Raw genomic sequence first — 23344 nt, 5'->3', positions numbered from 1 at the left:
GACGCTAACGACGTCCGGCTCCGCGACAGATACGAAAAACTATTGCCCTCTGGATTATTCCCTCTGTCAGAAACTTGCGATAAAAGGCCGCGAACAATTCTGCGGGGTTCCCATGAACGAAACCGAAAGCGAAATGCAGGCACGGCTTCTGGCCAAGGCACTGCCCTTCATGCAGCGTTACGAGAACAAGACGATTGTCGTGAAATATGGCGGCCACGCCATGGGCAATCCCGAGCTCGGCAAGGCCTTTGCCAGCGACATCGCGCTGTTGAAGCAATCGGGCGTCAATCCGATCGTCGTTCATGGCGGCGGCCCGCAGATCGGCGCCATGCTGAGCAAGATGGGCATCGAATCGAAATTCGAGGGCGGCCTTCGCGTCACGGACCAGAAAACGGTCGAGATCGTCGAGATGGTGCTCGCCGGCTCGATCAACAAGGAAATCGTCGCGCTCATCAACCAGACCGGCGAATGGGCGATCGGCCTTTGCGGCAAGGACGGCAACATGGTCTTCGCCGAAAAGGCGCGCAAGACCGTGAAGGACCCGGATTCGAACATCGAGCGGGTGCTCGATCTCGGTTTCGTCGGCGAAGTGGTCGAGGTCGACCGGACGCTGCTCGATCTGCTTGCCCGCTCCGAGATGATCCCGGTCATCGCGCCCGTGGCGCCTGGCCGCGACGGCGCCACCTACAATATCAACGCCGACACGTTCGCCGGCGCCATTGCCGGTGCGTTGAACGCCACCCGGCTGCTGTTCCTGACCGATGTGCCCGGCGTGCTCGACAAGAACGGCCAGCTCATCAAGGAGCTTTCGGTCGCCGAAGCGCATGCGCTGATCGCCGATGGCACGATCTCCGGCGGCATGATCCCGAAGGTCGAGACCTGCATCGATGCGATCAAGGCCGGCGTGCAGGGCGTCGTCATCCTGAACGGCAAGACGGCCCATTCCGTCCTGCTCGAAATCTTCACCGAGCATGGTATCGGAACGCTGATCGTTCCCTGAACGAGGCTGCACCCTTTACCAGCGTGAGGGGCGGATCTTGCTGACACGGGAACAGGGAATCGAGGACAGAAATGCGCCTGACAGACTGCTATAATTTTCACGATTTCCGGCGCATGGCCAAACGGCGTCTTCCCGGGCCGATATTCGACTATATAGACGGCGGCGCCGATGACGAGGTGACGTACCGGCGCAATACCGCGGCCTTCGAGGCCTGCGATCTGGTGCCCGACGTCTTGCGCGGTGTGGCCGATGTCGACATGTCGGTGACCGTCATGGGGCAGAAGCTGGCAATGCCGGTCTATTGCTCACCGACGGCGTTGCAGCGCCTTTTCCACCACCAGGGGGAGCGGGCGGTCGCGGCAGCGGCGGCAAAACACGGGACGATGTTCGGCGTCTCCTCGCTCGGCACGATCAGCCTGGAGGAAGCGAGACAGATCAGCAACGGGCCGCAGGTTTATCAGTTCTATTTCCACAAGGACCGCGGCCTCAACCGCGAGATGATGGCGCGAGCGAAAAATGCCGGCGTGCAGGCGATGATGCTGACGGTCGACAGCATCACCGGCGGCAACCGCGAGCGCGACAAGCGCACGGGCTTTGCCATTCCCTTCAAGCTCAATCTTGCCGGCATGACCCAGTTCGCGATCAAACCCTCCTGGGCGATCGACTGGCTGACGCATGAGCGCTTCCGGCTGCCGCAGCTCGAAAACCACGTCAAGATGGATGGCGGCGCGCTGTCGATCAGCCGATACTTCACCGAGATGCTGGATCCCTCAATGTCGTGGGACGACGTGGCGGAGATGGTGCGCGAATGGGGCGGACCATTCTGCCTTAAGGGCATCATGTCGGTGGAAGACGCCAAGCGCGCGGCCGAGATCGGCTGCAGCGGCATCGTGCTTTCCAATCATGGCGGGCGCCAGCTCGACGGCTCGCGCAGCGCATTCGACCAGTTGGCCGAGATCGTCGACGCCGTGGGCGACCGGATCGACGTGATGATGGATGGCGGCGTGCAGCGGGGAACGCATGTTCTTAAAGCGCTGTCGCTGGGGGCGAGGGCCGTCGGGCTCGGGCGCTACTATCTCTTCCCGCTTGCCGCTGCCGGACAGCCCGGCGTCGAACGGGCGCTGGAGACGATGCGCACCGAGATCGAGCGCGGCATGAAGCTGATGGGCTGCACCTCGGTCAGCCAGCTCAGCCGGAGGAATCTGCGCTTCCGTTCCTGAGCGGAACGGGACTTCATTCCGGGCCGCAGCCCTTTCGCACCAGATCTGCGGCCCTCGGACTTTCGACGTCAGAGCGGGCTATAGATCGCCGCCGCCTCCTGTTTCAGCTTTTCCATCATCGACCGGTAAGGCCCCGGACCATAACTGACGCGGCCGACACCGAGTTTTGCCAGCGCCTTCACGTCCGGGGCGCCTGTCCGCATCATGATATTGACCGGCAGCGGCGATGCGACGCAAATCTTCTCGATCAAGGCGGGATCGATCAAACCAGGCACGAAAAAGCCGCTGCCGCCGGCCGCCGCATAGGCCTTGCCGCGCTCGATCGCCTCGTCCACCAGACCGGCATGTTTGGAAAGATCGCTCTCGGCCAGGAAGAGATCGGTGCGAGCGTTGATGAAGAAGGGAATGCCCTTACCTTCCGCCATGGCTCGAATGGCGCGGATGCGGGCCGCCTGCCTCTCGGCCGGATAAAGCCCGCCACCGCCGAGCACCTGATCCTCGAAATTGATGCCGATAGCGCCGACCTCCACCAGCTTGGCGACGTTGGCGGCCGCACCGTCAGGCTCAGCCGAATAGGCGCCTTCGAAATCCACCGAAAGCGGCAGGTCGATGGCAGCGGTGATGGATTTCGCCGTTTCGACCAGCACCGACATCGGCAGCTTCTCGCCGTCGGCGTAACCATGGGCAGCGGCCACCGACCAGCTTCCCGTCGCAAGCGCCTTGGCGCCGCCATCGGCGACGGCCTTGGCCGTGCCGGCATCCCAGATATTGTAAAGAACAACCGGGTCGCCCTTCCGGTGCAGCGTGCCGAACAACTCGGCCTTTTCAGTTTGGTTCATGCCGTCTCCTCCATGTTGGGTGCTTGTGCTCCGATCTTCTCTTCATGCCGCAGCAGCCATTGCTTGCGCCAGAGCCCGCCGCCATAACCGGTCAACGAACCATCCGCGCCGAGGATGCGGTGGCAAGGCACGATGATGGCAAGCTGGTTGGCGCCGTTGGCGCGACCAACCGCACGCACGACTTCCGGCCTTTCCATCTCCCTTGCGAGATCGCCATAGGCGCGCGTCTGGCCGGCGGGAATCTCCATGAGCTTTGCCCAGACATGTTTTTCGAAAGGCGTGCCGCCGAGCGCCAATGGCGTCTTGAAGACGGTGAGCCGCCCTTCGAAATAATCCCGGATCTCCGCCGCGATCTGGTCGATCGCCGGGGTGCGGCCGATCGCGACCGAGGAGCGGACGCGCTTCTGCAGCGCCTCGAGCTCGGTCGGCAGCGCCTTACGATCGTGGAATTCGAGAAGATGCAGATGCGTCTTGTCGGCAACGGCCACCATCGGACCGAGCGGGGTGTCGAACCAGTCGGCAAAGAGCAGTTCGCGGTTCTGCGACAGCGCCGGCGCCTTGCCGACCAGCCGCTGGAAAGCCGCCCGGAAACCGCTTGGGGAGTCATATCCCGCATCGAGCTGCGCATCGATGACGCGCGCGCCGTCGGCCAGTTGCCGGGCCGCCTCGCCCAGCCGGCGATATCGCACTATATCGTGGAACGTCATGCCGAGCCCGCGTTTGAAGGCGCGGCGCACGGTCGAGGGATCATGGCCGCGGCGCACGAGCTCATCCTCGCTCCAGCGCAGCTGCGGCTCGCGGTCGAGTGCAGCAAGCAGTTCGTCGACGATCGGCTCCCTGCCCGGCTGCTCCAGCGGCCTGCAGCGCTGGCACGGGCGGAAGCCGGAATGCATGCAGGCGGCGATCGTATCGAAGAAGAGCGTATTTTCCCGCTTCGGCTTGCGCGCCGGGCAGGTCAGACGGCAGAAGATGCCTGTCGTCTTGACGCAGACATAGGCCTGCCCCTCATAATCGGCGCTGCGGGCGATCAGGGCATCGTAAAGCGTATCGTCATCGGGGCGTTCGAAAAGCATGGCCGGTTTCTAGCATCCCATGCCCGCGCCGTCCGCCGAAAATCGGGCGTCTATTCTTTCTTGCCGATTTCCTTGGCGGATAAGCCGTGCCATAAGACCGCCATGAACAAGATCGATCGCACGCCTGATAGAGCCGATTTCCAACACATCACCGACTGGGTCTTCGACCTCGACAACACGCTCTATCCGCATCATGTCAATCTCTTCGCGCAGATCGACAAGAACATGACCGCCTATGTTGCGGCACTCCTGCAGATGGAGCGGGAAGAGGCGCGCAAGCTGCAGAAGCAATATTACCTCGAGCATGGCACGACGCTGCAGGGCCTGATGATCCATCACGGCATCGACCCGAACGATTTTCTCGAAAAGGCGCATGCGATCGACTACACGGCGCTGACGCCGCAGCCGGAACTCGGCGAAGCGATCAAGGCGCTGCCGGGGCGCAAGTTCATCTTCACCAATGGCAGCGTCAAGCATGCCGAAATGACGGCGGAGGCGCTCGGCATCCTCGAGCATTTCGACGACATTTTCGATATCGTCGCTGCCGACTACGTGCCTAAGCCGGCGCAGGCGACCTACGACAAATTCACGGCGCTGAAGCGGGTCGAAACCACCAAGGCGGCGATGTTCGAGGATCTGCCGCGCAACCTGACGGTGCCGAAGGCGCTCGGCATGCAGACCGTACTGCTGGTGCCGCGCAATCTGGAAGAGACGGTCGTCGAATGGTGGGAAAAGACCAGCGGCGATGAGGATCACATCGATTTCGTCACCGACGACCTCGCCGCTTTTCTCGGCAAGATTACCGGCTGAAGCATTACGAAGTTTTCACTCAGCTTACCGATGTTTAACTGGGTTTTCCAGGGCTGCGGCCATATCTTCTTTCGTGAAGGGACACCTTACGAAAGGCAAGTACTATGTACCGCAACAAGCTGATATTGGCAGCGCTTTCCTCCACCCTCATCTTCGGCGCAGCCGCCGGGGCAGGCTTTGCCGCACCGGGCGACGGACCGCGCCAGCATGCCGGCATGGGCCGACCCGGTCCGGGCGCCGCTGCCTTCCGCGAAATCACCTATGTCCGCATGCTGAAGCAGTTCGACACCAACAAGGACGGGCAGATCTCCAAGGACGAGGCGACCACAGGCATCGACAAGATCTTCGCTGCGATCGACACCAACAAGGACGGTTCGCTGACACCGGGTGAAATCCGTACGCACCGGCAAACGCAGATGCAGGCGATGAGAGATCAGCGCAAGCAGGAGGCCGGCAAAAACAAGGATGCGAACGCCGCACCCACGGCACCTGAAACCGCCGACAACAATGACCAGGGACGGCCGCCGCGCGACGGCCACGACGGTCATCGCTGGATGCGCCATGGTGGCAACTTCATGCGCGCCTCGCTGATGATGCAACGGATCGACACCGACCAGAACGGCCAGATCTCCAAACAGGAAGCCGAAGCTGCCTTCGACAAGTTGTTTGCGCGAATGGACCGCAACAAGGACGGCGTCATCTCGATCGACGACATGCCGGACCGGCCGCTTCTGTAAGGCCGCACGAACCGTTCCTCCCGCTCCCTCCCCGCTCCGGTGGGAAGGAGCGGGAGGAATTGTGAATGCGTGTCGTTCGGCCGAAGCGCCCGCTTGAGCCCCTACTCGCGGTGTTCGTAGAAATCCTGCACGATCTTCCATGCCGCTTCTGCCGTATCGACGAAGCTGATCAGCTTGACATCGTCGGGCGCGATCGTGCCGAATTCGGCCAATGCCTCGAAATTGATGATCCTCCTCCAGAACGTCTCTCCGAAGAGGATCAGCGGCAGGCGCTCCATGCGGCCGGTCTGGATCAGCGTCAGGCATTCGAAGAATTCGTCGAGCGTGCCGAAGCCGCCCGGAAAGACCGCGATCGCCTTGGCGCGCACCATGAAATGCATCTTGCGGATGGCGAAATAGTGGAAGTTGAAGCTGAGCTCCGGCGTCACATAGGCGTTCGGCGCCTGCTCGTGCGGCAGCACGATGTTGAGGCCGATCGACGGCGCACCCTCGTCGGCCGCGCCGCGATTGCCGGCCTCCATCACACCGGGGCCGCCGCCGGTGACGATGACATATTCGTGGAAATTCAAGGTGGCCGAATATTTCGAGCAGAGCCGGGCGAATTTGCGCGCCTCGTCATAATAGACCGACGCCGCCTCCAGGTTGACGCGCTGGATATCGTTGCGGGCTGCCCAGGCGCTCTGGCCGGGAGCGGGAATGCGGGCGCCGCCGAACATGACGACGGTCGACGTGATGCCGCGTTCGGTCAGCATCATCTCCGTCTTCAACAGCTCGAGCTGCAGGCGGATCGGCCGCAATTCCTCGCGGCAGAGGAAATCCTCGTCGACATAGGCAAGGCGATAGGCAGGCGACAGCGTCTGCGGCGTCTTCGGCACGGCTTCGGCGCGCTGCCTGTCGGTCGAGCTGCTCTTCAGCGGGTCCCATACGCCATCCTTGCGCCGCGAACCGCCGTTTCGTCCCTTCGCCATGTCGAAATGCCTTTCAGTATTGCCGGCTACGAAGCCGGATATGTCGCTATAACGCCTTGAATCCAGATATGATCTTGTCGGAAAAATCATTCCGTTCTACGGGTTCATGCTGTAGAGCAGGATACATCCCAGCCAACCGCATTCTGGAGACCCCGCCGTCTCCACGATAAAGATCGAAGTTTAAGGAATTCTCATGAGCGCCACCGACCTCGCATCCCTCGAAAAGATCATCGAAGCCGCCTTCGACAATCGCGACAATGTGAACACGTCGACGAAGGGCGAGGTTCGCGATGCGGTCGAAGCAGCGCTCGATCTGCTCGATGCCGGCAAGGCCCGTGTCGCCGAACGCTCCGCCGACGGCGCCTGGTCGGTCAATCAGTGGCTGAAGAAGGCCGTGCTGCTGTCCTTCCGCCTCAACGACATGGACGTAGTCAAGGGCGGCTCGGGCAACTCGACCTGGTGGGACAAGGTTCCTTCGAAGTTCGAAAACTGGGGCGAGAACCACTTCCGCGCCGCCGGCTTCCGCGCCGTGCCGAACTGCGTCGTGCGCCGCTCGGCTTACATCGCCCCGAACGCGATCCTGATGCCCTCCTTCGTCAATCTCGGCGCCTATGTCGGCGAAGGCACGATGGTCGATACCTGGGCAACGGTCGGCTCCTGCGCGCAGATCGGCAAACATGTGCATCTCTCCGGCGGCGTCGGCATTGGCGGCGTGTTGGAGCCGATGCAGGCGGGCCCGACGATCATCGAGGACAATTGCTTCATCGGCGCCCGTTCCGAGGTGGTCGAAGGCTGCATCATCCGCGAAGGCTCGGTGCTCGGCATGGGCGTCTTTATCGGCAAGTCGACCAAGATCGTCGACCGCGCCACCGGCGAGGTGACCTACGGCGAAGTGCCGCCCTATTCCGTCGTCGTCGCCGGCTCGATGCCGTCGGGCAATGCGACGATGGGCAACGGCCAGCCGGCGCCGCATCTCTACTGCGCCGTCATCGTCAAGCGCGTCGATGAAAAGACCCGCTCGAAGACCGGCATCAACGAGCTGCTCAGAGATTGATGACACCGGGACGTTGATCCGGTAAACAGACGGCGTCTTTTTACGCGAGGCGGCCCCGCCTTGCCATGTCTTTGCCATTCCCGCCGGATAGTTCGACCGCCATGACCGCTACCGACCCCGTCGCCAATCTTCAGACACTGATTCGCTGCCCGTCCGTGACGCCCGCCGAAGGCGGCGCGCTGTCGGCGCTGGAGGCGATGCTTACGCCGCTCGGCTTTTCGGTCGACAGGGTGAAGGCGAGCGAAGAGGGAACAGCCGACATCGAAAACCTCTATGCCCGCCTCGGCAAGGACGGCCCGCATCTGATGTTTGCCGGCCATACCGATGTCGTGCCGGTCGGCGACGAAGCCGCCTGGACGCATCCGCCCTTTGAGGCCGAGATTTCGAAGGGCGAGCTTTTTGGCCGCGGCGCCGTCGATATGAAGGGCGGCATCGCCTGTTTCGTCGCCGCCGTCGCCCGCCATATCGAGAAAAACGGGCCGCCGGCCGGCTCGATCTCCTTTCTCATCACCGGCGACGAGGAAGGCCCGGCGATCAACGGCACGATCAAGCTGCTGCAATGGGCGGCCGAGCGCGGCGAGCGCTGGGATGCCTGCCTTGTCGGCGAGCCGACCAATCCGGACAGGCTGGGCGACATGATCAAGATCGGCCGGCGCGGCTCGCTGTCGGGTAAAATCACCGTTCACGGCGTGCAGGGCCATGCCGCCTATCCGCATCTCGCCGACAATCCGGTGCGCGGCATGCTGCAGCTGACGCACGCGCTGATGAACCCGCCGTTTGACGGCGGCACCGACGATTTCCAGCCGTCGAACCTCGAAGTGACCACGGTCGATGTCGGCAATCCGGCGACGAACGTCATTCCGGCCAAGGCCTCGGCAAGCTTCAACATTCGCTTCAACGACAGCTGGACGGTCGAAACGCTGCGTGCCGAAATCCTGCGCCGTCTGGAAGCCGCCGCAGGCAACGGCGCGTTGCGGCCGGGCCGCAAACCGGTGGCCTACGATATCGTCTGGGCCGACCGGCCGAGCCATGTCTTCCTGACGCGCAACAATGCGCTGATCGCCTCGCTGTCATCGGCCGTCGAAAGCGTTTCCGGTCAGTCGCCTAAATTGTCGACCACCGGCGGCACGTCGGATGCGCGTTTCATCAAGGATTATTGCCCGGTTGTCGAGTTCGGCCTCGTCGGCCAGACGATGCACATGGTCGACGAACGCGTCGCTGTCGCCGATCTGGAGACGCTGACGGCGATCTACGAAACCTTCATCGCCCGCTGGTTCGCCAATGCCGGGCTTTAGGGAGGTTCAATATTATCTTGCCGGCCTCTGGCTGCTGATCCGGCTGGATCCGCGCGGCTTCCGCTACCTCGACATGTCGGAGCGCGGCGTCAACCGTTCGTTCTGGGCGATGCTCTGGTGCCTGCCGCCGATGGGTATTTCCTGGCTCTGGTGGCGACAGGCCTTCCTGCGGTCGATGCCGCCGAAAGCCGATGTCGATTTTGCCTTCTATATCAGGCTCGGCCTCGTCGAGGTCGCCAACTGGTTCGTGCCGCTGATCTTTGCCGGGCTGCTGCTGCTTGCCTTCCGCATGGGCGAGCGTTTCGCGCCCGTCGTCGTCAGCGTCAACTGGCTCGGCGTGCCGCTTTCCTACATCAACGGGCTGCTGCTGGCGCTGGTGTTCTTCCTGCCGGGATCCGTCGGCCTCGTCTCGCTGCTGCTGCTCGCCTTCATGCTGGCGCAGGTCTTCGTGCTGGCGCGCATTCTCCGGATGATCTGCCATGGTCATGCGCTCATGACCGGGGCGCTGACACTGGTGCTGCTCGTGCCATCGATGATCCTTTCGGAATATCTGCAGCACTTCCTCGGCATCTATCCCGTCTGAGCAGGTTTACGAGGGATCGTCAGCATTCCCGTCATTGGCATCGGTATCGGCGACCAGTCTTCGGCGATCGGGGATGACGTCGGGATAATCCACCTGCATGAAATAGAGCCCGTCCGGCGGCGCCACGGGGCCGCAGGCCTTGCGGTCGCGCGCTTCAAGCGCGGCCTCAACATCATCAGGCGTCCATTTGCCTTCGCCGGCGAGCTTCAGCGTGCCGGCGAAGGAACGGATCTGGTTGTGAAGAAAACTCTGCGCCGTGGCGCCGATCTCGATCAGCTCGCCATTGCGCGTCACATCCAGCCGGTCGAGCGTGCGCACCGGGCTGTTTGCCTGGCAATGGGCGGCGCGGAAGGTGGAAAAATCGTGCCGGCCGACCAGCCTCTGGGCGGCGGCATGCATGACCTCGTGATCGAGCACCTTCGGCACCCACCAGGCCTTGCCGGCTTCGAGCGCCAGCGGCGCCCGGCGGCTGACGATGCGATAGAGGTAATGGCGCCGCAGCGCCGAAAAGCGGGCATCGAAGAATTCGGCAGCCGCCTCGACGTCGAGAATGGAGACGCGCTCGCCGGCAAGCCTCAGATGCGCGTTCAAGGCATTCTGCAGCTGGTAGGGCGACCAGTCCTTCGAAAGATCGGCATGGATCACCTGCCCCATGGCGTGGACGCCGGAATCGGTGCGTCCGGCGCCGCGGACCGACACCGTCTCGCCGGTCAGCGACAGCACCGCGGCCTCGATCGCTCCCTGCACCGAGGGACCGTTCTCCTGCCGCTGCCAGCCGACATAGGGGCCGCCGTCATATTCGACGGTCATGCGGAAACGCGGCATCAGGAAAGCCTCGTGCCCGCCGCAAGCGGCGTGCCCCTGAGGAAATCGGCCGCCGCCAGCGGCTTGCCGCCGGCCTTCTGCAGCCTGGTGAGCCGCACAGCGCCCGAAGCGCAGGCAACCACGAGATCATCCGTCAGCGATTGCCCGGCTGCACCCTGACCTTCAGCCAGTTCGGATCCGAGCACCTTTACCCGCTCCGGCTTGCCACCAATCTCAAGCTCGAACCAAGCGCCCGGGAATGGCGCCAGGCCGCGGATGTGATTGTGCACATCCCGCGCATCGCGGGCGAAATCGATGCGGGTCTCGGCCTTGTCGATCTTGGCGGCGTAAAGCACGCCCTCTCCCGGCTGCGGCGTCAGCGGCAGGTCGTTCATTTCGAGTTTCACCATGGCCTCCGCCATCGCCTTGGCGCCGACGAGCATCAGCCGATCGTGCAGTTCGCCAGCTGTCATGTTTGGGCCGATCTCGACCTCGCGGGTTAGTGCGACGGCGCCGGTATCCAGACCCTTGTCCATCTTCATCACCATCATGCCGGTCTTTGCGTCGCCCGCCATGATCGCCCGCTGGATGGGAGCAGCACCGCGCCAGCGCGGGAGCAGCGAGGCATGGCCGTTGTAGCAGCCATCCCTTGTGCCGTTCAAAATCGCCTCTGGCAGCAGCAATCCGTAAGCAACGACGACGCCGACATCGGCCTTCAGGTCCCGAAACCTCTCGCGCTCCTCGGGGTCCTTGAAATTGACCGGGGTGAAGACAGGCAGGCCGAGCAGTTCGGCCGCCTGATGCACCGGCGATTTCTGCAGATCGAGGCCGCGCCGCCCGCCCGGCCGTGGCGGCTGCGTATAGACCGCAACGATCCTGTGGCCGGCATCGACGAGCAGGCGCAGGGTCGGAACCGAGAACTCCGGGGTTCCCATGAAGATGATGCGAAGAGACATTTTATCTCGCCAACTGAGGATCAACCGTCTTCAAACGGGTTTACGAGCTTGAGATCAAGCCCCTCGAAATCTCGGCTATTGCGGGTCGCAAGCGTCGCGCCGTTTGCAAGGCAGATGGCGGCAATCATAGCATCCTTCGTTTCCATCGGCCGCCCCGCCTTTCTGCGTTCGGCGGCCAACAGGCCGTAGCGATGTGCAGCACTCAGGGAAAAACCGAGTATGCGGCCGGCAAATTCCGACTCGATTCGATTGAAGTCGGACACCAGCGCTGTCTTTCGCCTGCCATCATCAAGGAGTTCAAGACCGTAACGCATTTCCGCGACGGCAATCGTCGTCAGGAAAAGCGTCTCGACGTCGTAGGCGTCCAGCCAGTTCAATATCCGATCGCTGTGGGTCCTCCCCTGCATTTCGGAAATCACATTCGTATCGAGAACGATCATGGGTCGAAGCGCGGCGGTTCGCGGTCGCGTTCGTGCCGAGATGCGGCTATGGCCTCCACTTCATCTTCGCTCAATCTTTCGTCACCCATCAGCGAGCGCAGGCGCTGGCCGGCGGAAGCTCCTGAGCGCTGCGCCGCAATCTGTCGGCGCATGATTTCGATCGCCTCTTCCGAAAGGCTGCGGCCATTGCGCTGCGCGCTTTCCTGAAGTTGCCGCTTCATCGCATCCGGAACGTCTCGAATAAGCAGGTCGCCCATTTCGGTACCTCCATCATGATATCAGTGATATCATAGTGCCTCGCCGTTGAATTTTCAACGCAGCGTCAGAGCGCCTTGGACTTCGCCGCCTTGGTGAACTTCTTGATCACCATCTCCCGCTTCAGCCGCGAAATGTAATCGATGAAGAGCACGCCGTTCAGGTGGTCGATCTCGTGCTGCAGGCAGGTGGCGAGCAGACCATCGGCTTCCACGGTCTGTTCCTTGCCGTTCCGGTCGAGATATTTGACCGAGACGGTGGCCGGGCGCTCGACCTCGGCATAATAATCCGGAATCGAAAGACAGCCTTCCTCATAGACGGAACGCTCGTCGGAAGATTTGACGATCTCCGGATTGATGAAGACCTGCGGCTGCTTTTCCTCGCCCTCGCGCGCGATGTCGATGACGAGCATGCGGCGCGGCACGCCGACCTGGATCGCGGCAAGGCCGATGCCCGGCGCGTCGTACATGGTTTCCAGCATATCGTCGGCAAGACGCTGCAGGTCGGAATCCACCCGCTCGACCGGCTTGGACAGCTGGCGGAGAACGGGATCGGGAAGAATGATGAGTGGCTTGATGGTCATGGCGTTCCCATAACCCATCTTTTCCGACTATGGAATTATCCGGCAGCCGGGGAATACGCTTTTTTGCATCCCCGCCTGGAATTTCGCCATAGAGCCTCAGGCCGCCCGTCGGGCAGCACCGGCAGAACGGCCCTCCGGCCGGGCGCGGAAACGCCGCAGCAGCTCGATCAGGGTCTCCACCTCGTCCTTCAGGCGGCGGGTTTCCGCCGAGGAGTGCTCGACCATGTCCGAATTCTGCTGGGTGATCGCACCCATGTTGCGGACGGCGATACTGACCTCGTTGACGCCGGTCGCCTGATCGCGGGCAGCGGCGGCGATATCGGCGACGAACCGGTTGATGATGTCGATGCGGCTGATCATGTCGTTCAGCGCCTCGCCGGTGCTGGAGACGATGCCGACGCCCTGATTGACCTGGGTCGAGCTCTGCGAGATCAGGTTCTTGATCTCCTTGGCCGCTTCCGCGGTGCGCTGGGCGAGCTGGCGGACTTCCTGGGCGACGACGGCAAAACCCTTACCGGCATCGCCGGCACGGGCCGCCTCGACGCCGGCGTTCAGCGCCAGCAGATTGGTCTGGAAGGCGATCTCATCGATGACGCCGATGATCTTGGAGATCCCGGTCGAGGATTTCTCGATGCCGGCCATCGCCGAGACGGCGCTGGTGACGAGTTCGCCGGAGTTCTTCGCCTTCTGCTGCGTCTCGCGCACGGCGTCCGACGCCTTTTCTGCATTGGCGGCCGTCTGGCCGACGCTGACGGACAGCTGCTGCAGAGCGGCCGAGCTCTCCTCGACGCCTGCCGCCTGCTGGGCAGTGCGCAGCGCCAGATCGTTGGTCGCATTGGAAATGACATCGGCGCCGCTCATGATATGGCCGGAGGTCTCGCGCACGGAGGCAAAGGACTGGCTTAGCGCCCTGACGGCGCGGTTGTAGTCCTCGGCCATCTGCCGGAAATTGCCAGGCAGGTCGGACGGCAGGGTGGCTTCGAGATCGCCGTTCGACAGCGCTTCGAGACCGCGGCGCAGCTGCTCCAGCGCGATCGCCTGATCGGATTCGGCCTGAGCACGCTCCTCTTCCAAGGCACGGCGCTTGGCTTCGAGCGTCTCGAGATAGACCGAGATGGAATAATCCATGTCGAGCATGCCAGCCTTGATGACGGCCGACAGTTTCTCGGCCAATGCCTTGCCCTCTCGGCGCGCGAAGATCGACGGCCACTGCTTCTCCATGATGCCCTTGACGAGCTCGGACATGACGATGGCGTAACCGCCAATATACCAGCGCGGCTCCAGCCCGATGCGGGCATGGGTGCGGCCGACCGCGGTCACGCCGTCGACATAGCTCTCGTCGAACGCGCCGCCGGCAAGATTGGCCCAATGATCCTGCTGGCGCTTCTTGGCATGGCCGACATGGGTCTTATCGGCGAAGAAGCCTGCGACAGCCGGGGTCTTGGCGATCTTGGCGTAGAATTTATCGAGGGCGCCGCCGATCAGCTCTGATATGACAGGGCGCAGATCCCGCATCGACTTGCGCGCCGCCTCATCCAGTTCGATGAAATCGAGGCGCTGCCTGAGGGCACTGTCGGTCTGCTGGGCGGTCATGGAGATCTCTGTACTTGGCGCGACGCACGTGGGAAGGAATTTCTGCGCCGCAGGTTTTGGCCAATATGGTTGAGCAATCGTTAAATCGGACGGCGATTTCTTCTCCCCGAGCGAGGAAGAGCGGTCGCTTGCGAGGATAATGAGGGCGGCTCATTCCGTTCACGTTTTGATCTATATATCGCCATTTCTTCTGTTATGCTTGCGACATGACCGTCCATTCCGAATCGCTCGCCCTTGCCCTTGCCTCGATCAACCCGGCCATGCTGGCGCTTGTCGGCGGCGTTCTCGCCGCCCTCGCCCTGCTGGTAATCGTGCTTCTGCTGCGCGGCGCCAGCCTTCGCCGCGAGCAGGCGGAGGAAGCGAGCTTTCGTGCTCAGGAAAACGAAGCGCGCATGGCCGAGCTTTTGAAGATCCAGGTGGAGATGCAGGGCCGCATCGCGGCGATGACCGAGGTCTTCGGCGCGCGGCAGAGCGAGCTCAACCAGACGATCAGCCAACGCCTCGATGGCATGTCGCAGCGCGTCAGCTCGACGATCACCGAGCAGACCAAATCGACGCATGAGAACCTCCAGCGGCTGCAGGAGCGGCTGGCGGTCATCGATGCCGCGCAGAACAATATCCAGACGCTTGCCAAGGATGTCGTCGGGCTGCAGGCCATTCTGTCCAACAAGCAGACGCGCGGCGCCTTCGGCCAGTCCAGGATGGAAACGATCGTCGCCGACGGCCTGCCGATGGGCGCCTACGCCTTCCAGCAGACGCTCAGCAACGGTTCGCGGCCGGACTGCACGATCCGTATGCCGAACGGCGCGCCGCCGCTGGTGATCGACGCAAAATTTCCGCTCGAAGCCTGGAACGCGATCCGCGACGCCGGCAGCCCCGAGGCCGGCAAAATCGCCGGCCAGCAGTTCCGCCGCGACATGGAGGTCCATATAAGGGACATTTCCGAGAAATATCTGATCCAGGGCGAAACCCAGGATACGGCCTTTCTCTTCGTGCCGTCCGAATCGATCTTCGCAGAGATCCACGAGAATTTCGAGCCGGTGGTGCAGAAGGCGCACCGCGCCCGCATCGTCATCGTCTCGCCGTCGCTGCTGATGCTGTCGATTCAGGTCATCCAGGCCGTGCTCAAGGACCAGCGTATGCGGGCGCAGGCGCATCTGATCCAGGGCGAGGTGGCGATTCTGATGGACGATCTCAGCCGCCTCGACGAGCGGGTGCGCAAGCTGCAAGGCCATTTCGCCATGGCGCAGAAGGATATCGACATGGTGGTCACGTCAGCCGACAAGCTCACCAGGCGCGGCGCCAGGATCGAAGCGCTGGAATTCGAGGCAGGCGGCGGCGAGGCCAAGCCCACCCGCGACGGCGAAGCCGCGGCCAAGTCGGTGGAAAGCCGCACCGGTCTTCTGAAGCTGCGGGTGGTTGACGAGGAGTGACCGGTTCGGGCAGGGTCGCGCCCGCATGAAACAGTAGGAGCATGATTTCGCCCGCATGCTCCAGAACAGGATTCAGATTTTAGGCCGGGTCGGCCTCAAATCTGAATCCTGTTCTACATTGTATCGTTAGAGCATGATGTCGTCCGAAAACCGCTCACACTTTTCGGCATCATGCTCTAGAAGACAGGACACATTCATGATCACAGTTTTCGGGTCCATCAACATGGATCTCATCGCCACGACCGAGCGCCTGCCGAAGCCCGGCGAGACGGTGGCCGGCAACGGCTTTGCCACGGCCGCCGGCGGCAAGGGCGCCAACCAGGCGCTGGCAGCGCGCCGCGCCGGCCGCTACGTGCATATGGCCGGCGCCGTCGGCAAGGATGCCTTCGCTGCGGAGGCGCTGGCCCTGCTCGATGCTGCAGGCACCGACCTTTCCCTGATCAAACATGTCGACGGTCCGACCGGCACGGCGCTGATCCTGGTCGGCGGCGACGGCGAAAACATGATTGCCGTCGTTCCCGGCGCCAATGGCCAGGTCACGCCTGCCGATGCCGAGACGGCGATCGGCCGCATGAACGAAGGCGATATCCTGATGCTGCAGCTCGAAGTTCCGGCTGCTGCCGTCGAACGCGCGCTGTCGGCCGCCCGCGCCAAGGGCGTCACCAGCATCCTCAACCTCGCGCCGCTGATCCCCGATGCGCCGCGTCTCGGCCGGCTCGCCGATATCGTCATCGCCAACGAGACCGAGTTCGAACGGCTCGCCGGGCAGGAGGGCATGGACGCGCAAGCGCGCGAGGCCGCCCTTACGCGCTTGCATACGGAGACCGGCCAGACGCTGATCGTGACGCTTGGCGCCGATGGGGTCATCGCCATTCGCGACGGGGCGATTTCACGAGCGCAGGGTCTCAAGATCGAACCTGTCGATACGGTCGGCGCGGGAGACACGTTCTGCGGCTATTTCGCCGCCAGCCTCGACGATGGCCTCGATTTTGTCTCGGCGCTGCGCCGCGCGGCGGTTGCCGGTTCGCTCGCCTGTCTCAAGGCCGGGGCGCAACCTTCGATCCCCTTGAGCGAGGAAGTCGCAGACAGGATATGAAATCTTGAAGGGATGGACGGCGACAGGCGCCGATGTGTTGTTTCGTATAGTGATGGGACCGCGGAGACTGTGGCCTGATGGGTCAACGCGGTGCCGGCAGCTCATCCGCCTGCCGGCACCGGGTTTGCTCGACAAGTTCCGCTCAGTCTCTTCAATGCAAAAGGCGCCTGGGAGACCCGGCGCCTTTTGCATTCGAGAATTAATGCGTTATCGCGCGACGCGCGTCAGGCAGCGTTCGACGTCTGCTCCTCGTTAAGGAAGGCATAGATCGCCGAGGCGGAATCGGTGGCGCGCAGCTTGGCCACCAGATCGTGATCGCGCAGCACGCGGGCGATACGCGACAGAGCCTTGAGATGATCAGCGCCCGCGCCCTCCGGCGCAAGTAGCAGGAACACGAGATCGACCGGCTGGTCGTCCAGCGCCTCGAAATCGACCGGCTGCTCCAGCCGGGCGAAGATGCCGACGATCGAATGGATGTTTCCCAGCTTGCCGTGGGGAATGGCGATGCCGTTGCCGACTCCGGTCGAGCCCAGGCGTTCGCGCTGCAGGATGACGTCGAAAATCTCCCGTTCGGAAAGCCCGGTGATCCTGGAGGCTCTTGCAGCCAATTCCTGAAGCAACTGTTTCTTGGAATTTACTCTGAGGGCGGGAATGATCGCATCCTGATGGAGCAAATCTGCCAATGCCATTTCTTTTTCCTTCTGTCGCCGGGATCAAATCTAAGGAGCGGCGGCAATACCGCCGCTCACCACCCTGATCTCAGCCTTTGATACTGGCTGAATCGATCCAGCCAATATTTCCGTCGTGCCGACGGTAAACGATGTTCAGATGTTCCTTGCCGGGGCTGCGGAACAGGAGAAGCGGCTCGTCGGTCATGTCGAGCGCCATCACGGCGGTCGCGACCGACATGGTCTTCAGCTGCTTCGTGCTTTCAGCGACGATCGCCGGAGAGAAATCGTCGGCGATTTCATCATCGTGATCTGGAACGGAATCCATGACCGTGTAGGAGACCTCTGCAAAACCATTCAGATGGCTTCCAGCGTGATGGTCCTTCAGCTTGCGCTTGTATCGCCGCAGCCGTTTTTCGATCCGCTGGGAGGCGGCGTCGAAAGCCAATTGCGGGTCGGTCGCCTCGCCGGCTGCATGCAGCACTACCCCGCTGTCGAGATGCAGCTTGCAATCCGCTGAGTAACGAGAACTCGCCTTTTCCACGGTCACCTGGCCGGAATATCCCCCGTCGAAGTATTTCGTGATGGCCATACCAATTTGGTCCTCGATCTTTTGACGGAAGGATTCACCAATTTCCATATGTTTCCCGGATACACGCACACTCATGGAGTTTCCCTTCTTATGGTCGTTTGCGGGTATCAGTTTACGCCAAGCCTCAGGTTCATCCAAGCACTTCGCACAATCTCAAGCAAGATCGGCTTAGGCCTGCGGGTCCTTGGTGCCCTTCTGATGCTGGGGATAACTCCAGACGCCGTTCACGGCGTCGATTGCGGCGGGCTTCTAGCCAGAGCTTGCCGAAAAGTCAATAGGGCGCCAAATCACCATCGGCAGCACTCGGTAAACGTGTGGCGGATACCTTGTTGGCCAGGGTATACCGCCGATCGTCACCCCATCCACTTTACGCGTTTCGCGCTTGCGTTGCGCCCCTTCTTGCGGGGATCGTCATGGCGGCGACACCTGATATGACGCAGACGAGTCCGATCCAGGCTGTCGGGCTCAGCCTTTCGCCGAGGAAGACGATGCCGATCGCAACACCGATCGGCACTCTGAGATAGGCTTGCGCGGTAGTTCCGACCGAACCCAGCGTCTGGACGAGGCGGAAATAGATCGTAAAGGCAAGCGCCGTCGAAAAGGCGGAGAGGGCCAGCAGCGCCAGCAGCGATGCCGCCGAAGGATCGAGCTCCCACGGCCGATCGACGACGAGGCTCATCGGCAAGAGAATGACCGCGCCTGAAATCAACGAGCCGGCCGCCGGCACTGCGGGATCGAGCCCCTTGAAGTTCTTGCTGAAAATCGCGGCACCTGCATAACAGATGGTCGCCAGGATGATGGCAAGCTGCGCCATCAGGTTTTCACCGAGACCGCCGAGCGCTTCGACGCCGATGACGAGGCAGATGCCGGCAAGCCCGGCCATGACGCCGAAAAGCCGTCGCAGCGTCACCTGCTCATGGCGGGTGATCAGCACCGCCAGCAGGAAAGTGAAGATCGGCGTTGCCGAATTCAGGATGACCGCCAATCCGGCGTCGACGGACTGTTCCGCCCAGGCGATCAGCGTGAAGGGGACGACGCTGTTCAGACCGGCCTGAACGAAGAACCGCCGCCAGGTCGCACGATCGCGCGGCAGACGAACACGCCGGTGGCGCAGGACGGCCAGCAGAATGCCGCCGGCAATCAGCGTGCGGGCGGCGATCAACGTTATCGGCGGGATCGTTTCGACGCCGATCTTGATGAAGCTGTAGGAGGAACCCCAGAGGGTCGCCAGCACCAGCAGCAGGAAAAGCTCCCTGGCAAGGTTGGAATTTTGCGGCTTCATGGTCGGTATTTCGATCTTCGTTGAAGACAATTCAAAGGGTTGCAGCGCCATTGCGCGTCTGAAAAGACGCGCGGCGCTGGAGAGGAATAACGGGATTTGCGGGCCGGATGCTTCGATCGAGGTCGAAGCATTGCTGCGTCAGAAGCCTGCGACCTTGGCGAGCGCCCGCTTCTCGCGGCGGCGCTGGACCGAAGAGGCGATGTTCATTGCCTCCCGGTATTTCGCAACGGTGCGGCGGGCGAGATCGACGCCGCCCTTCTTCAACATGTCGACGATATCGTCATCGGAAAGCACCGCCTCCGGGCTCTCCTGCAGGATCAGCGCACGGATCTTGTGACGCACGGCCTCGGCCGAATGGCTGTCGCCGCCGGCGACGGCGCTGATCGAGACGGTGAAGAAATATTTGAGTTCGAAGAGGCCGCGCGGCGTCAGCATATATTTGTTCGACGTGACGCGGCTGACGGTGGATTCATGCATCTTGATCGCCTCGGCGACCGTTTTCAGGTTCAGCGGGCGCAGGTAATCGACGCCGTGCAGCAGGAAGGCGTCCTGCTGGCGGACGATTTCGCTTGCCACCTTCATGATGGTTTTTGCCCGCTGGTCGAGGCTGCGCGTCAGCCAGTTGGCGCTCTGCAGGCAATCGGAGAGGAAGGCGTGGTCCTCGCCGTTCTTCGTCACACGGGAAAAATAGGACTGGTTGACCAGCACGCGCGGCAGCGTATCCGGATTGAGCTCGACCAGCCAGCCGCCGTCCGAGGCGGGCCTGACGACTACATCCGGCGTGATCGCTTCGGAAACACCCGCTTCGAAGCCGCTGCCAGGCTTGGGATTGAGCTGACGGATCTCGCCGAGCATGTCGAGAAGATCTTCCTCGTCGACGCCGCAGAGCCGCTTCAGCGTGGCAAAATCGCGCCGGGCCAGCAGTTCGAGGTTTTCGACCAGAGCCTGCATGGCCGGGTCGTATCGGTCCTTCTGCCTGAGCTGGATCGCCAGGCATTCGGCGAGGCTGCGGGCGAAAACACCGGGCGGATCAAGGCTCTGGAGGGTGGCGAGCACGCGCTCGGCCTGTGCGAGACTCGTGCCCAGCCTCTCGCCCGCCTCGACGATATCGGCCTGCAGATAACCGCAGTCGTCGAGCTGGTCGACGAAATTCTGCGCGATCAGCCGGTCGGCCATGTCAGGCAGGACGAAGGGGATCTGCTGAGCGAGATGATCGCGCAGCGACACCTGGCCGGCGACGAAATCGTCGAGATCGTAGTCGGCGCCCTCGCCGCTGCCCGGCATCGACTTCCACTGGCTGACAAGCTCCGGCGCATCGAGGCGCTGCGGGGCACCGTCATCAGGAAAGACATTGGTGTAATTGGCGTCGAGTTCGTCGTTCAGCCGGCTGGTGCTGGCGCTGCCGCCATTGTCATACCAGTCGCTGGAGAGCGCCTCGGCGCGGTTGTCATAGCCATCGTCGGAGCCGGCATCCTCGGGCTGATGAGCATACTCTCCATCTTCGGCATCGCCGCGTTCGCCGCCCGCCTCGCCGTCATTCGACGGAAATTCGAGCAGCGGGTTCTTCTCCACTTCCAGGGCGATGAACTGGTTGAGTTCGAAATGAGTCATCTGCAGCAACTGGATGGATTGCATCAGTTGCGGTGTCATCACCAGGGACTGGGTCTGGCGCAGGAAAAGATTGGCGGACAGTGCCATGACGGACGCGAAACTCCCCTCGATTCCTCCGGGAAACCGCGTCCGATCAAGGCTTCAGGCCACGGAAATCCAAGTTGGCCCAAAAATTGCTTTTTTATTGTATTTGGTCAAGCGGAACTATGACGGCACGGTGAATTTCTGCCGATCCGGCCTAAAATCATCCGGATCCGGCGTCAGAGGCTGAAATTGTCGCCGAGGTAGAGCCGGCGCACTTCCGGATTGTTGACGATGTCGTTCGCCCGGCCATGGGTCAGCACCTCACCGGCATGGATGATGTAGGCGCGGTCGATAAGGCCCAGCGTCTCGCGCACATTGTGGTCGGTGATAAGAACGCCGATGCCGCGTGCCGTCAGATGGTGAACGAGATTCTGGATGTCGGCGACCGAGATCGGGTCGACGCCGGCAAAGGGCTCGTCGAGCAGCATGAAGGTCGGGTCGGTCGCAAGCGCACGCGCGATTTCGAGGCGGCGGCGCTCACCGCCGGACAGGGCGACGGCGGCACTTTTGCGCAGCTTCTGGATATGGAATTCTTCCAGCAGCTCGTTCAGCTTCTGCTCGCGCTCGGCCTTGTCCTTCACATGCACTTCGAGGACGGCGCGGATATTTTCTTCCACCGTCAGGCCGCGGAAGATCGAGGCTTCCTGCGGCAGATAACCGACGCCGAGGCGCGAGCGGCGGTACATCGGCATGGTCGTGACATCGTTGCCGTCGATCTCGATCGTGCCTTCATCGACCGGCACCAGGCCGGTGATCATGTAAAAACAGGTGGTCTTGCCGGCGCCGTTCGGGCCGAGCAGGCCGACGGCCTCGCCACGGCGCACCACCAGCGAGACGCCGTTGACGACGCGCCGCGTCGCATAGGTCTTCGTCAGACCCCGTGCGATCAGCGTTCCCTGATAGCGGCTCTTGTCGGCAGCGCCCGCAGCTTGTGGCCCGGGCTTGCCGAACATGGTGGATAGCGATGATAATTTCACGTGGGAGGCCGGCTTCTCAGTTCTGCTTCTGCTGCTGCGCATTCGGCTGCGATTTCGGATCGAGCTGAATCTGGACACGCCCGCCGCAGCTTTCAAGCTGCGCCTGGCCAGTCTGCATGTGAACCGTCAGTTTGCAGCCGGTGAAGACGTTCGGCCCGTCCGACAGAATAACTTTATTCCCCTCATCCGCCGTGAGGATGAATGTCTGCGAGGCCATGTCGAAATTGCCATCATCGGCAGTCGCCGTCTGCGTGCCCGAGCTCAAAAAGACCTTGTCCGTCACCAGGATCTTGTCGATATCGGCACTTCCCGATGCAAGCGAGGCCGACTGCTGCGGCTGCGCTGCGGGCTGCGCGCCGTCAGCGGCCGGCTTTGCCGCCTTGTCCTTGTAATAGACGGTCATCTTGCCGGACTGCATCGTCGTCGTCCCCTGGACGACCTTGACATTGCCGGTGAAGAGCGCGGTGTGTTCCTGGTCGTGGATCTCCAGCTTGTCGCTTTCGATCTGGATCGGCTGGTCGTTGGACAGCTTCATGCCCGGCATCGTCGCCGTCGCCTGCGCGCCGGCGCCCGTGGCCGTCAGAATAAGGGCAAATGCGCCGGCAATGAATGCCATGCCTGTCTTGCAAGTGGAAATGCGACAATCTTTTGTCATGGATGACCCGGCTGGTTAAGTGCCCTGTTTATGGATGGTGGATGGATCGACATTCATGCGAACATTCCCCTCGAATGTGATCACCCGCCCCTTATCTGTTATCTGAAGCGTCTTCGCAACAATGGAGGCATTGTCCTTGGTGATGGTGACGGGGTCGTCGCTCCGCATGTTTCCGCCCTTGATGTCGAGTTGCGCGGACTGGAAATTCGCATTGAGGCCGCTGCTCAGCACCAGAGTGAAGGGAGCCGTCATATGCAGGTTGTCGGTGGCGCGATTGTAATCGGCAGTCGAGGCGACGACGCGGGCGATCAGACCGTCATTCATCGGGACGGCGGCCTTGATGGTTTCGAGGGTGATGAGATCGGGATTGCGGATATCCTGCAGCGCCCTTTCGGCCAGCATCGAATAATTGATGCCGTCGGAATTGCGGCCTGATATCGCCGGCTTTTCCATCACGACCTTGCCGTTCTCGATCTTGGCGCCTTCCATCTTGATGTTCTCGGGCAGATAGATGCTGACCAACGCCACCGCGGTGAGGCTCGCCGCGATGATGAGGGCTGCCACAGGCAGCAATATCTTCAGCCGCCGCACGCGGGCGGAATGGAACAACGCATCGCCATAAGCACTCCTGCCGGACCCTGAATAGGCGGCATGTCCGTTGTTCTTCAGGGTATCGAGCATAAGCCTCGTCCATGTGCGGTGATCGCCGCGCCTCGATAACAAAGCCGGCCGCCAA

The 23344-nt window shown here is 62.2% G+C and carries 25 protein-coding genes; 9 read left to right on the top strand and 16 right to left on the bottom strand.

Annotated features, from left to right (window positions below):
• Window positions 1–112 precede the first annotated feature (112 nt).
• A complete protein-coding gene (argB, locus tag GFM02_RS30055) occupies window positions 113–1000 on the top strand; it encodes an acetylglutamate kinase (RefSeq protein ID WP_020048235.1) in 888 nt (295 codons plus the stop codon).
• A gap of 71 nt (window positions 1001–1071) precedes the next feature.
• Window positions 1072–2220, top strand: a complete 1149-nt coding sequence (locus GFM02_RS30050; RefSeq protein WP_168323669.1) for an alpha-hydroxy acid oxidase — start codon at window positions 1072–1074, stop codon at window positions 2218–2220.
• A gap of 68 nt (window positions 2221–2288) precedes the next feature.
• On the opposite strand, the gene GFM02_RS30045 is transcribed toward GFM02_RS30050, so the two are convergent.
• Together GFM02_RS30045 and GFM02_RS30040 are read right to left on the bottom strand one after the other, a co-directional pair.
• Window positions 2289–3059 (bottom strand): isocitrate lyase/PEP mutase family protein, encoded by a 771-nt coding sequence (locus GFM02_RS30045; protein ID WP_168323668.1) that lies wholly within the window; start codon window positions 3057–3059, stop codon window positions 2289–2291.
• A complete protein-coding gene (locus tag GFM02_RS30040) occupies window positions 3056–4132 on the bottom strand; it encodes a bifunctional transcriptional activator/DNA repair enzyme AdaA (RefSeq protein ID WP_168273153.1) in 1077 nt (358 codons plus the stop codon). The genes GFM02_RS30045 and GFM02_RS30040 overlap by 4 nt, the downstream gene beginning before the upstream one ends.
• Before the next feature lie 102 nt (window positions 4133–4234).
• Between GFM02_RS30040 and GFM02_RS30035 the strand changes: the two genes are divergently transcribed.
• Window positions 4235–4942 carry a pyrimidine 5'-nucleotidase gene (locus tag GFM02_RS30035; protein ID WP_020048231.1) on the top strand — a complete coding sequence of 236 codons (708 nt, stop codon included), beginning with the start codon at window positions 4235–4237 and terminating at the stop codon, window positions 4940–4942.
• Window positions 4943–5046: 104 nt separating this feature from the next.
• Entirely contained in the window at window positions 5047–5679 is a 633-nt protein-coding gene (locus tag GFM02_RS30030; protein ID WP_168323667.1) for an EF-hand domain-containing protein, read from the top strand.
• Between the two features lie 101 nt (window positions 5680–5780).
• Here the strand turns inward: GFM02_RS30030 and GFM02_RS30025 are convergent, their stop codons facing one another.
• Complete coding sequence (locus GFM02_RS30025; protein WP_026264837.1) at window positions 5781–6647, bottom strand: LOG family protein; 867 nt, start codon at window positions 6645–6647, stop codon at window positions 5781–5783.
• 193 nt (window positions 6648–6840) lie between these two features.
• On the opposite strand from GFM02_RS30025, the gene dapD reads away from it, so the two are divergent.
• The 3 genes from dapD (at window position 6841) to GFM02_RS30010 (ending at window position 9579) form a co-directional block, all read left to right on the top strand.
• Complete coding sequence (gene dapD / locus GFM02_RS30020; protein ID WP_003544968.1) at window positions 6841–7701, top strand: 2,3,4,5-tetrahydropyridine-2,6-dicarboxylate N-succinyltransferase; 861 nt, start codon at window positions 6841–6843, stop codon at window positions 7699–7701.
• 101 nt (window positions 7702–7802) lie between these two features.
• Complete coding sequence (gene dapE / locus GFM02_RS30015) at window positions 7803–8996, top strand: succinyl-diaminopimelate desuccinylase (RefSeq protein ID WP_168323666.1); 1194 nt, start codon at window positions 7803–7805, stop codon at window positions 8994–8996.
• A complete protein-coding gene (locus GFM02_RS30010; RefSeq protein WP_168304448.1) occupies window positions 8983–9579 on the top strand; it encodes a hypothetical protein in 597 nt (198 codons plus the stop codon). The genes dapE and GFM02_RS30010 overlap by 14 nt, the downstream gene beginning before the upstream one ends.
• A 6-nt stretch (window positions 9580–9585) precedes the next feature.
• On the opposite strand, the gene truA is transcribed toward GFM02_RS30010, so the two are convergent.
• The 6 genes from truA to GFM02_RS29980 form a co-directional block, all read right to left on the bottom strand.
• Window positions 9586–10404, bottom strand: coding sequence for a tRNA pseudouridine(38-40) synthase TruA (truA, locus tag GFM02_RS30005; RefSeq protein ID WP_168323665.1), 819 nt, complete (start codon window positions 10402–10404; stop codon window positions 9586–9588).
• On the bottom strand, window positions 10404–11339 hold the full coding sequence (gene fmt / locus GFM02_RS30000; protein ID WP_168323664.1) for a methionyl-tRNA formyltransferase: 936 nt from the start codon (window positions 11337–11339) through the stop codon (window positions 10404–10406). The genes truA and fmt overlap by 1 nt, the downstream gene beginning before the upstream one ends.
• 20 nt (window positions 11340–11359) lie before the next feature.
• Window positions 11360–11779, bottom strand: coding sequence for a type II toxin-antitoxin system VapC family toxin (locus GFM02_RS29995; RefSeq protein ID WP_131662992.1), 420 nt, complete (start codon window positions 11777–11779; stop codon window positions 11360–11362).
• Entirely contained in the window at window positions 11776–12036 is a 261-nt protein-coding gene (locus tag GFM02_RS29990) for a FitA-like ribbon-helix-helix domain-containing protein (protein ID WP_020048222.1), read from the bottom strand. The genes GFM02_RS29995 and GFM02_RS29990 overlap by 4 nt, the downstream gene beginning before the upstream one ends.
• Window positions 12037–12101: 65 nt before the next feature.
• Window positions 12102–12617: a peptide deformylase gene (gene def / locus GFM02_RS29985; RefSeq protein ID WP_168323663.1), complete on the bottom strand. Its 516-nt coding sequence runs from the start codon at window positions 12615–12617 to the stop codon at window positions 12102–12104.
• A 96-nt stretch (window positions 12618–12713) separates the two neighbouring features.
• The gene (locus tag GFM02_RS29980) at window positions 12714–14210 is read right to left on the bottom strand and encodes a globin-coupled sensor protein (RefSeq protein ID WP_168323662.1); all 1497 of its coding nucleotides are present in this window, start codon (window positions 14208–14210) and stop codon (window positions 12714–12716) included.
• A 206-nt stretch (window positions 14211–14416) separates the two neighbouring features.
• Between GFM02_RS29980 and GFM02_RS29975 the strand changes: the two genes are divergently transcribed.
• Both GFM02_RS29975 and GFM02_RS29970 read left to right on the top strand, forming a co-directional pair.
• Window positions 14417–15643 carry a DNA recombination protein RmuC gene (locus GFM02_RS29975; RefSeq protein WP_168323661.1) on the top strand — a complete coding sequence of 409 codons (1227 nt, stop codon included), beginning with the start codon at window positions 14417–14419 and terminating at the stop codon, window positions 15641–15643.
• 196 nt (window positions 15644–15839) lie between these two features.
• Window positions 15840–16739: a ribokinase gene (locus tag GFM02_RS29970; protein WP_168323660.1), complete on the top strand. Its 900-nt coding sequence runs from the start codon at window positions 15840–15842 to the stop codon at window positions 16737–16739.
• Between the two features lie 224 nt (window positions 16740–16963).
• On the opposite strand, the gene ptsN is transcribed toward GFM02_RS29970, so the two are convergent.
• The 7 genes from ptsN to lptC form a co-directional block, all read right to left on the bottom strand.
• Window positions 16964–17428: a PTS IIA-like nitrogen regulatory protein PtsN gene (ptsN, locus tag GFM02_RS29965; RefSeq protein WP_017995882.1), complete on the bottom strand. Its 465-nt coding sequence runs from the start codon at window positions 17426–17428 to the stop codon at window positions 16964–16966.
• Window positions 17429–17498: 70 nt separating this feature from the next.
• Window positions 17499–18074 carry a ribosome hibernation-promoting factor, HPF/YfiA family gene (hpf, locus tag GFM02_RS29960; protein ID WP_020048217.1) on the bottom strand — a complete coding sequence of 192 codons (576 nt, stop codon included), beginning with the start codon at window positions 18072–18074 and terminating at the stop codon, window positions 17499–17501.
• A 292-nt stretch (window positions 18075–18366) separates the two neighbouring features.
• Window positions 18367–19281: a DMT family transporter gene (locus GFM02_RS29955; RefSeq protein WP_205930526.1), complete on the bottom strand. Its 915-nt coding sequence runs from the start codon at window positions 19279–19281 to the stop codon at window positions 18367–18369.
• Between the two features lie 138 nt (window positions 19282–19419).
• Window positions 19420–20979, bottom strand: a complete 1560-nt coding sequence (gene rpoN / locus GFM02_RS29950) for an RNA polymerase factor sigma-54 (RefSeq protein WP_027666156.1) — start codon at window positions 20977–20979, stop codon at window positions 19420–19422.
• Between the two features lie 173 nt (window positions 20980–21152).
• Window positions 21153–21929, bottom strand: a complete 777-nt coding sequence (gene lptB, locus GFM02_RS29945) for an LPS export ABC transporter ATP-binding protein (protein WP_003556077.1) — start codon at window positions 21927–21929, stop codon at window positions 21153–21155.
• A 40-nt stretch (window positions 21930–21969) separates the two neighbouring features.
• Complete coding sequence (locus GFM02_RS29940) at window positions 21970–22608, bottom strand: LptA/OstA family protein (protein WP_168323659.1); 639 nt, start codon at window positions 22606–22608, stop codon at window positions 21970–21972.
• Between the two features lie 15 nt (window positions 22609–22623).
• Complete coding sequence (lptC, locus tag GFM02_RS29935; RefSeq protein ID WP_017958730.1) at window positions 22624–23289, bottom strand: LPS export ABC transporter periplasmic protein LptC; 666 nt, start codon at window positions 23287–23289, stop codon at window positions 22624–22626.
• Window positions 23290–23344: the final 55 nt, after the last annotated feature.

The organism is Rhizobium leguminosarum bv. viciae, assembly GCF_012276115.1.
GTDB lineage: Bacteria > Pseudomonadota > Alphaproteobacteria > Rhizobiales > Rhizobiaceae > Rhizobium > Rhizobium leguminosarum_T.
This window is presented reverse-complemented; position numbering and strand designations above follow the sequence as displayed.

Coding starts and splice junctions, on each gene's coding strand:
- GFM02_RS30050 (WP_168323669.1), top strand. CDS start 1,072: ATGCGCCTGACAGACTGCTATAATTTTCACGATTTCCGGCGCATGGCC.
- GFM02_RS30010 (WP_168304448.1), top strand. CDS start 8,983: ATGCCGGGCTTTAGGGAGGTTCAATATTATCTTGCCGGCCTCTGGCTG.
- hpf (WP_020048217.1), bottom strand. CDS start 18,074: ATGAGTGTGCGTGTATCCGGGAAACATATGGAAATTGGTGAATCCTTC.
- dapD (WP_003544968.1), top strand. CDS start 6,841: ATGAGCGCCACCGACCTCGCATCCCTCGAAAAGATCATCGAAGCCGCC.
- GFM02_RS29975 (WP_168323661.1), top strand. CDS start 14,417: ATGACCGTCCATTCCGAATCGCTCGCCCTTGCCCTTGCCTCGATCAAC.
- GFM02_RS29990 (WP_020048222.1), bottom strand. CDS start 12,036: ATGGGCGACCTGCTTATTCGAGACGTTCCGGATGCGATGAAGCGGCAA.
- GFM02_RS30025 (WP_026264837.1), bottom strand. CDS start 6,647: ATGGCGAAGGGACGAAACGGCGGTTCGCGGCGCAAGGATGGCGTATGG.
- fmt (WP_168323664.1), bottom strand. CDS start 11,339: ATGTCTCTTCGCATCATCTTCATGGGAACCCCGGAGTTCTCGGTTCCG.
- GFM02_RS29940 (WP_168323659.1), bottom strand. CDS start 22,608: ATGACAAAAGATTGTCGCATTTCCACTTGCAAGACAGGCATGGCATTC.
- GFM02_RS30035 (WP_020048231.1), top strand. CDS start 4,235: ATGAACAAGATCGATCGCACGCCTGATAGAGCCGATTTCCAACACATC.
- rpoN (WP_027666156.1), bottom strand. CDS start 20,979: ATGGCACTGTCCGCCAATCTTTTCCTGCGCCAGACCCAGTCCCTGGTG.
- GFM02_RS29995 (WP_131662992.1), bottom strand. CDS start 11,779: ATGATCGTTCTCGATACGAATGTGATTTCCGAAATGCAGGGGAGGACC.
- GFM02_RS29980 (WP_168323662.1), bottom strand. CDS start 14,210: ATGACCGCCCAGCAGACCGACAGTGCCCTCAGGCAGCGCCTCGATTTC.
- lptB (WP_003556077.1), bottom strand. CDS start 21,929: ATGTTCGGCAAGCCCGGGCCACAAGCTGCGGGCGCTGCCGACAAGAGC.
- ptsN (WP_017995882.1), bottom strand. CDS start 17,428: ATGGCATTGGCAGATTTGCTCCATCAGGATGCGATCATTCCCGCCCTC.
- GFM02_RS29955 (WP_205930526.1), bottom strand. CDS start 19,281: ATGAAGCCGCAAAATTCCAACCTTGCCAGGGAGCTTTTCCTGCTGCTG.
- lptC (WP_017958730.1), bottom strand. CDS start 23,289: ATGCTCGATACCCTGAAGAACAACGGACATGCCGCCTATTCAGGGTCC.
- dapE (WP_168323666.1), top strand. CDS start 7,803: ATGACCGCTACCGACCCCGTCGCCAATCTTCAGACACTGATTCGCTGC.
- GFM02_RS30040 (WP_168273153.1), bottom strand. CDS start 4,132: ATGCTTTTCGAACGCCCCGATGACGATACGCTTTACGATGCCCTGATC.
- def (WP_168323663.1), bottom strand. CDS start 12,617: ATGACCATCAAGCCACTCATCATTCTTCCCGATCCCGTTCTCCGCCAG.
- GFM02_RS29970 (WP_168323660.1), top strand. CDS start 15,840: ATGATCACAGTTTTCGGGTCCATCAACATGGATCTCATCGCCACGACC.
- argB (WP_020048235.1), top strand. CDS start 113: ATGAACGAAACCGAAAGCGAAATGCAGGCACGGCTTCTGGCCAAGGCA.
- GFM02_RS30045 (WP_168323668.1), bottom strand. CDS start 3,059: ATGAACCAAACTGAAAAGGCCGAGTTGTTCGGCACGCTGCACCGGAAG.
- truA (WP_168323665.1), bottom strand. CDS start 10,404: ATGCCGCGTTTCCGCATGACCGTCGAATATGACGGCGGCCCCTATGTC.
- GFM02_RS30030 (WP_168323667.1), top strand. CDS start 5,047: ATGTACCGCAACAAGCTGATATTGGCAGCGCTTTCCTCCACCCTCATC.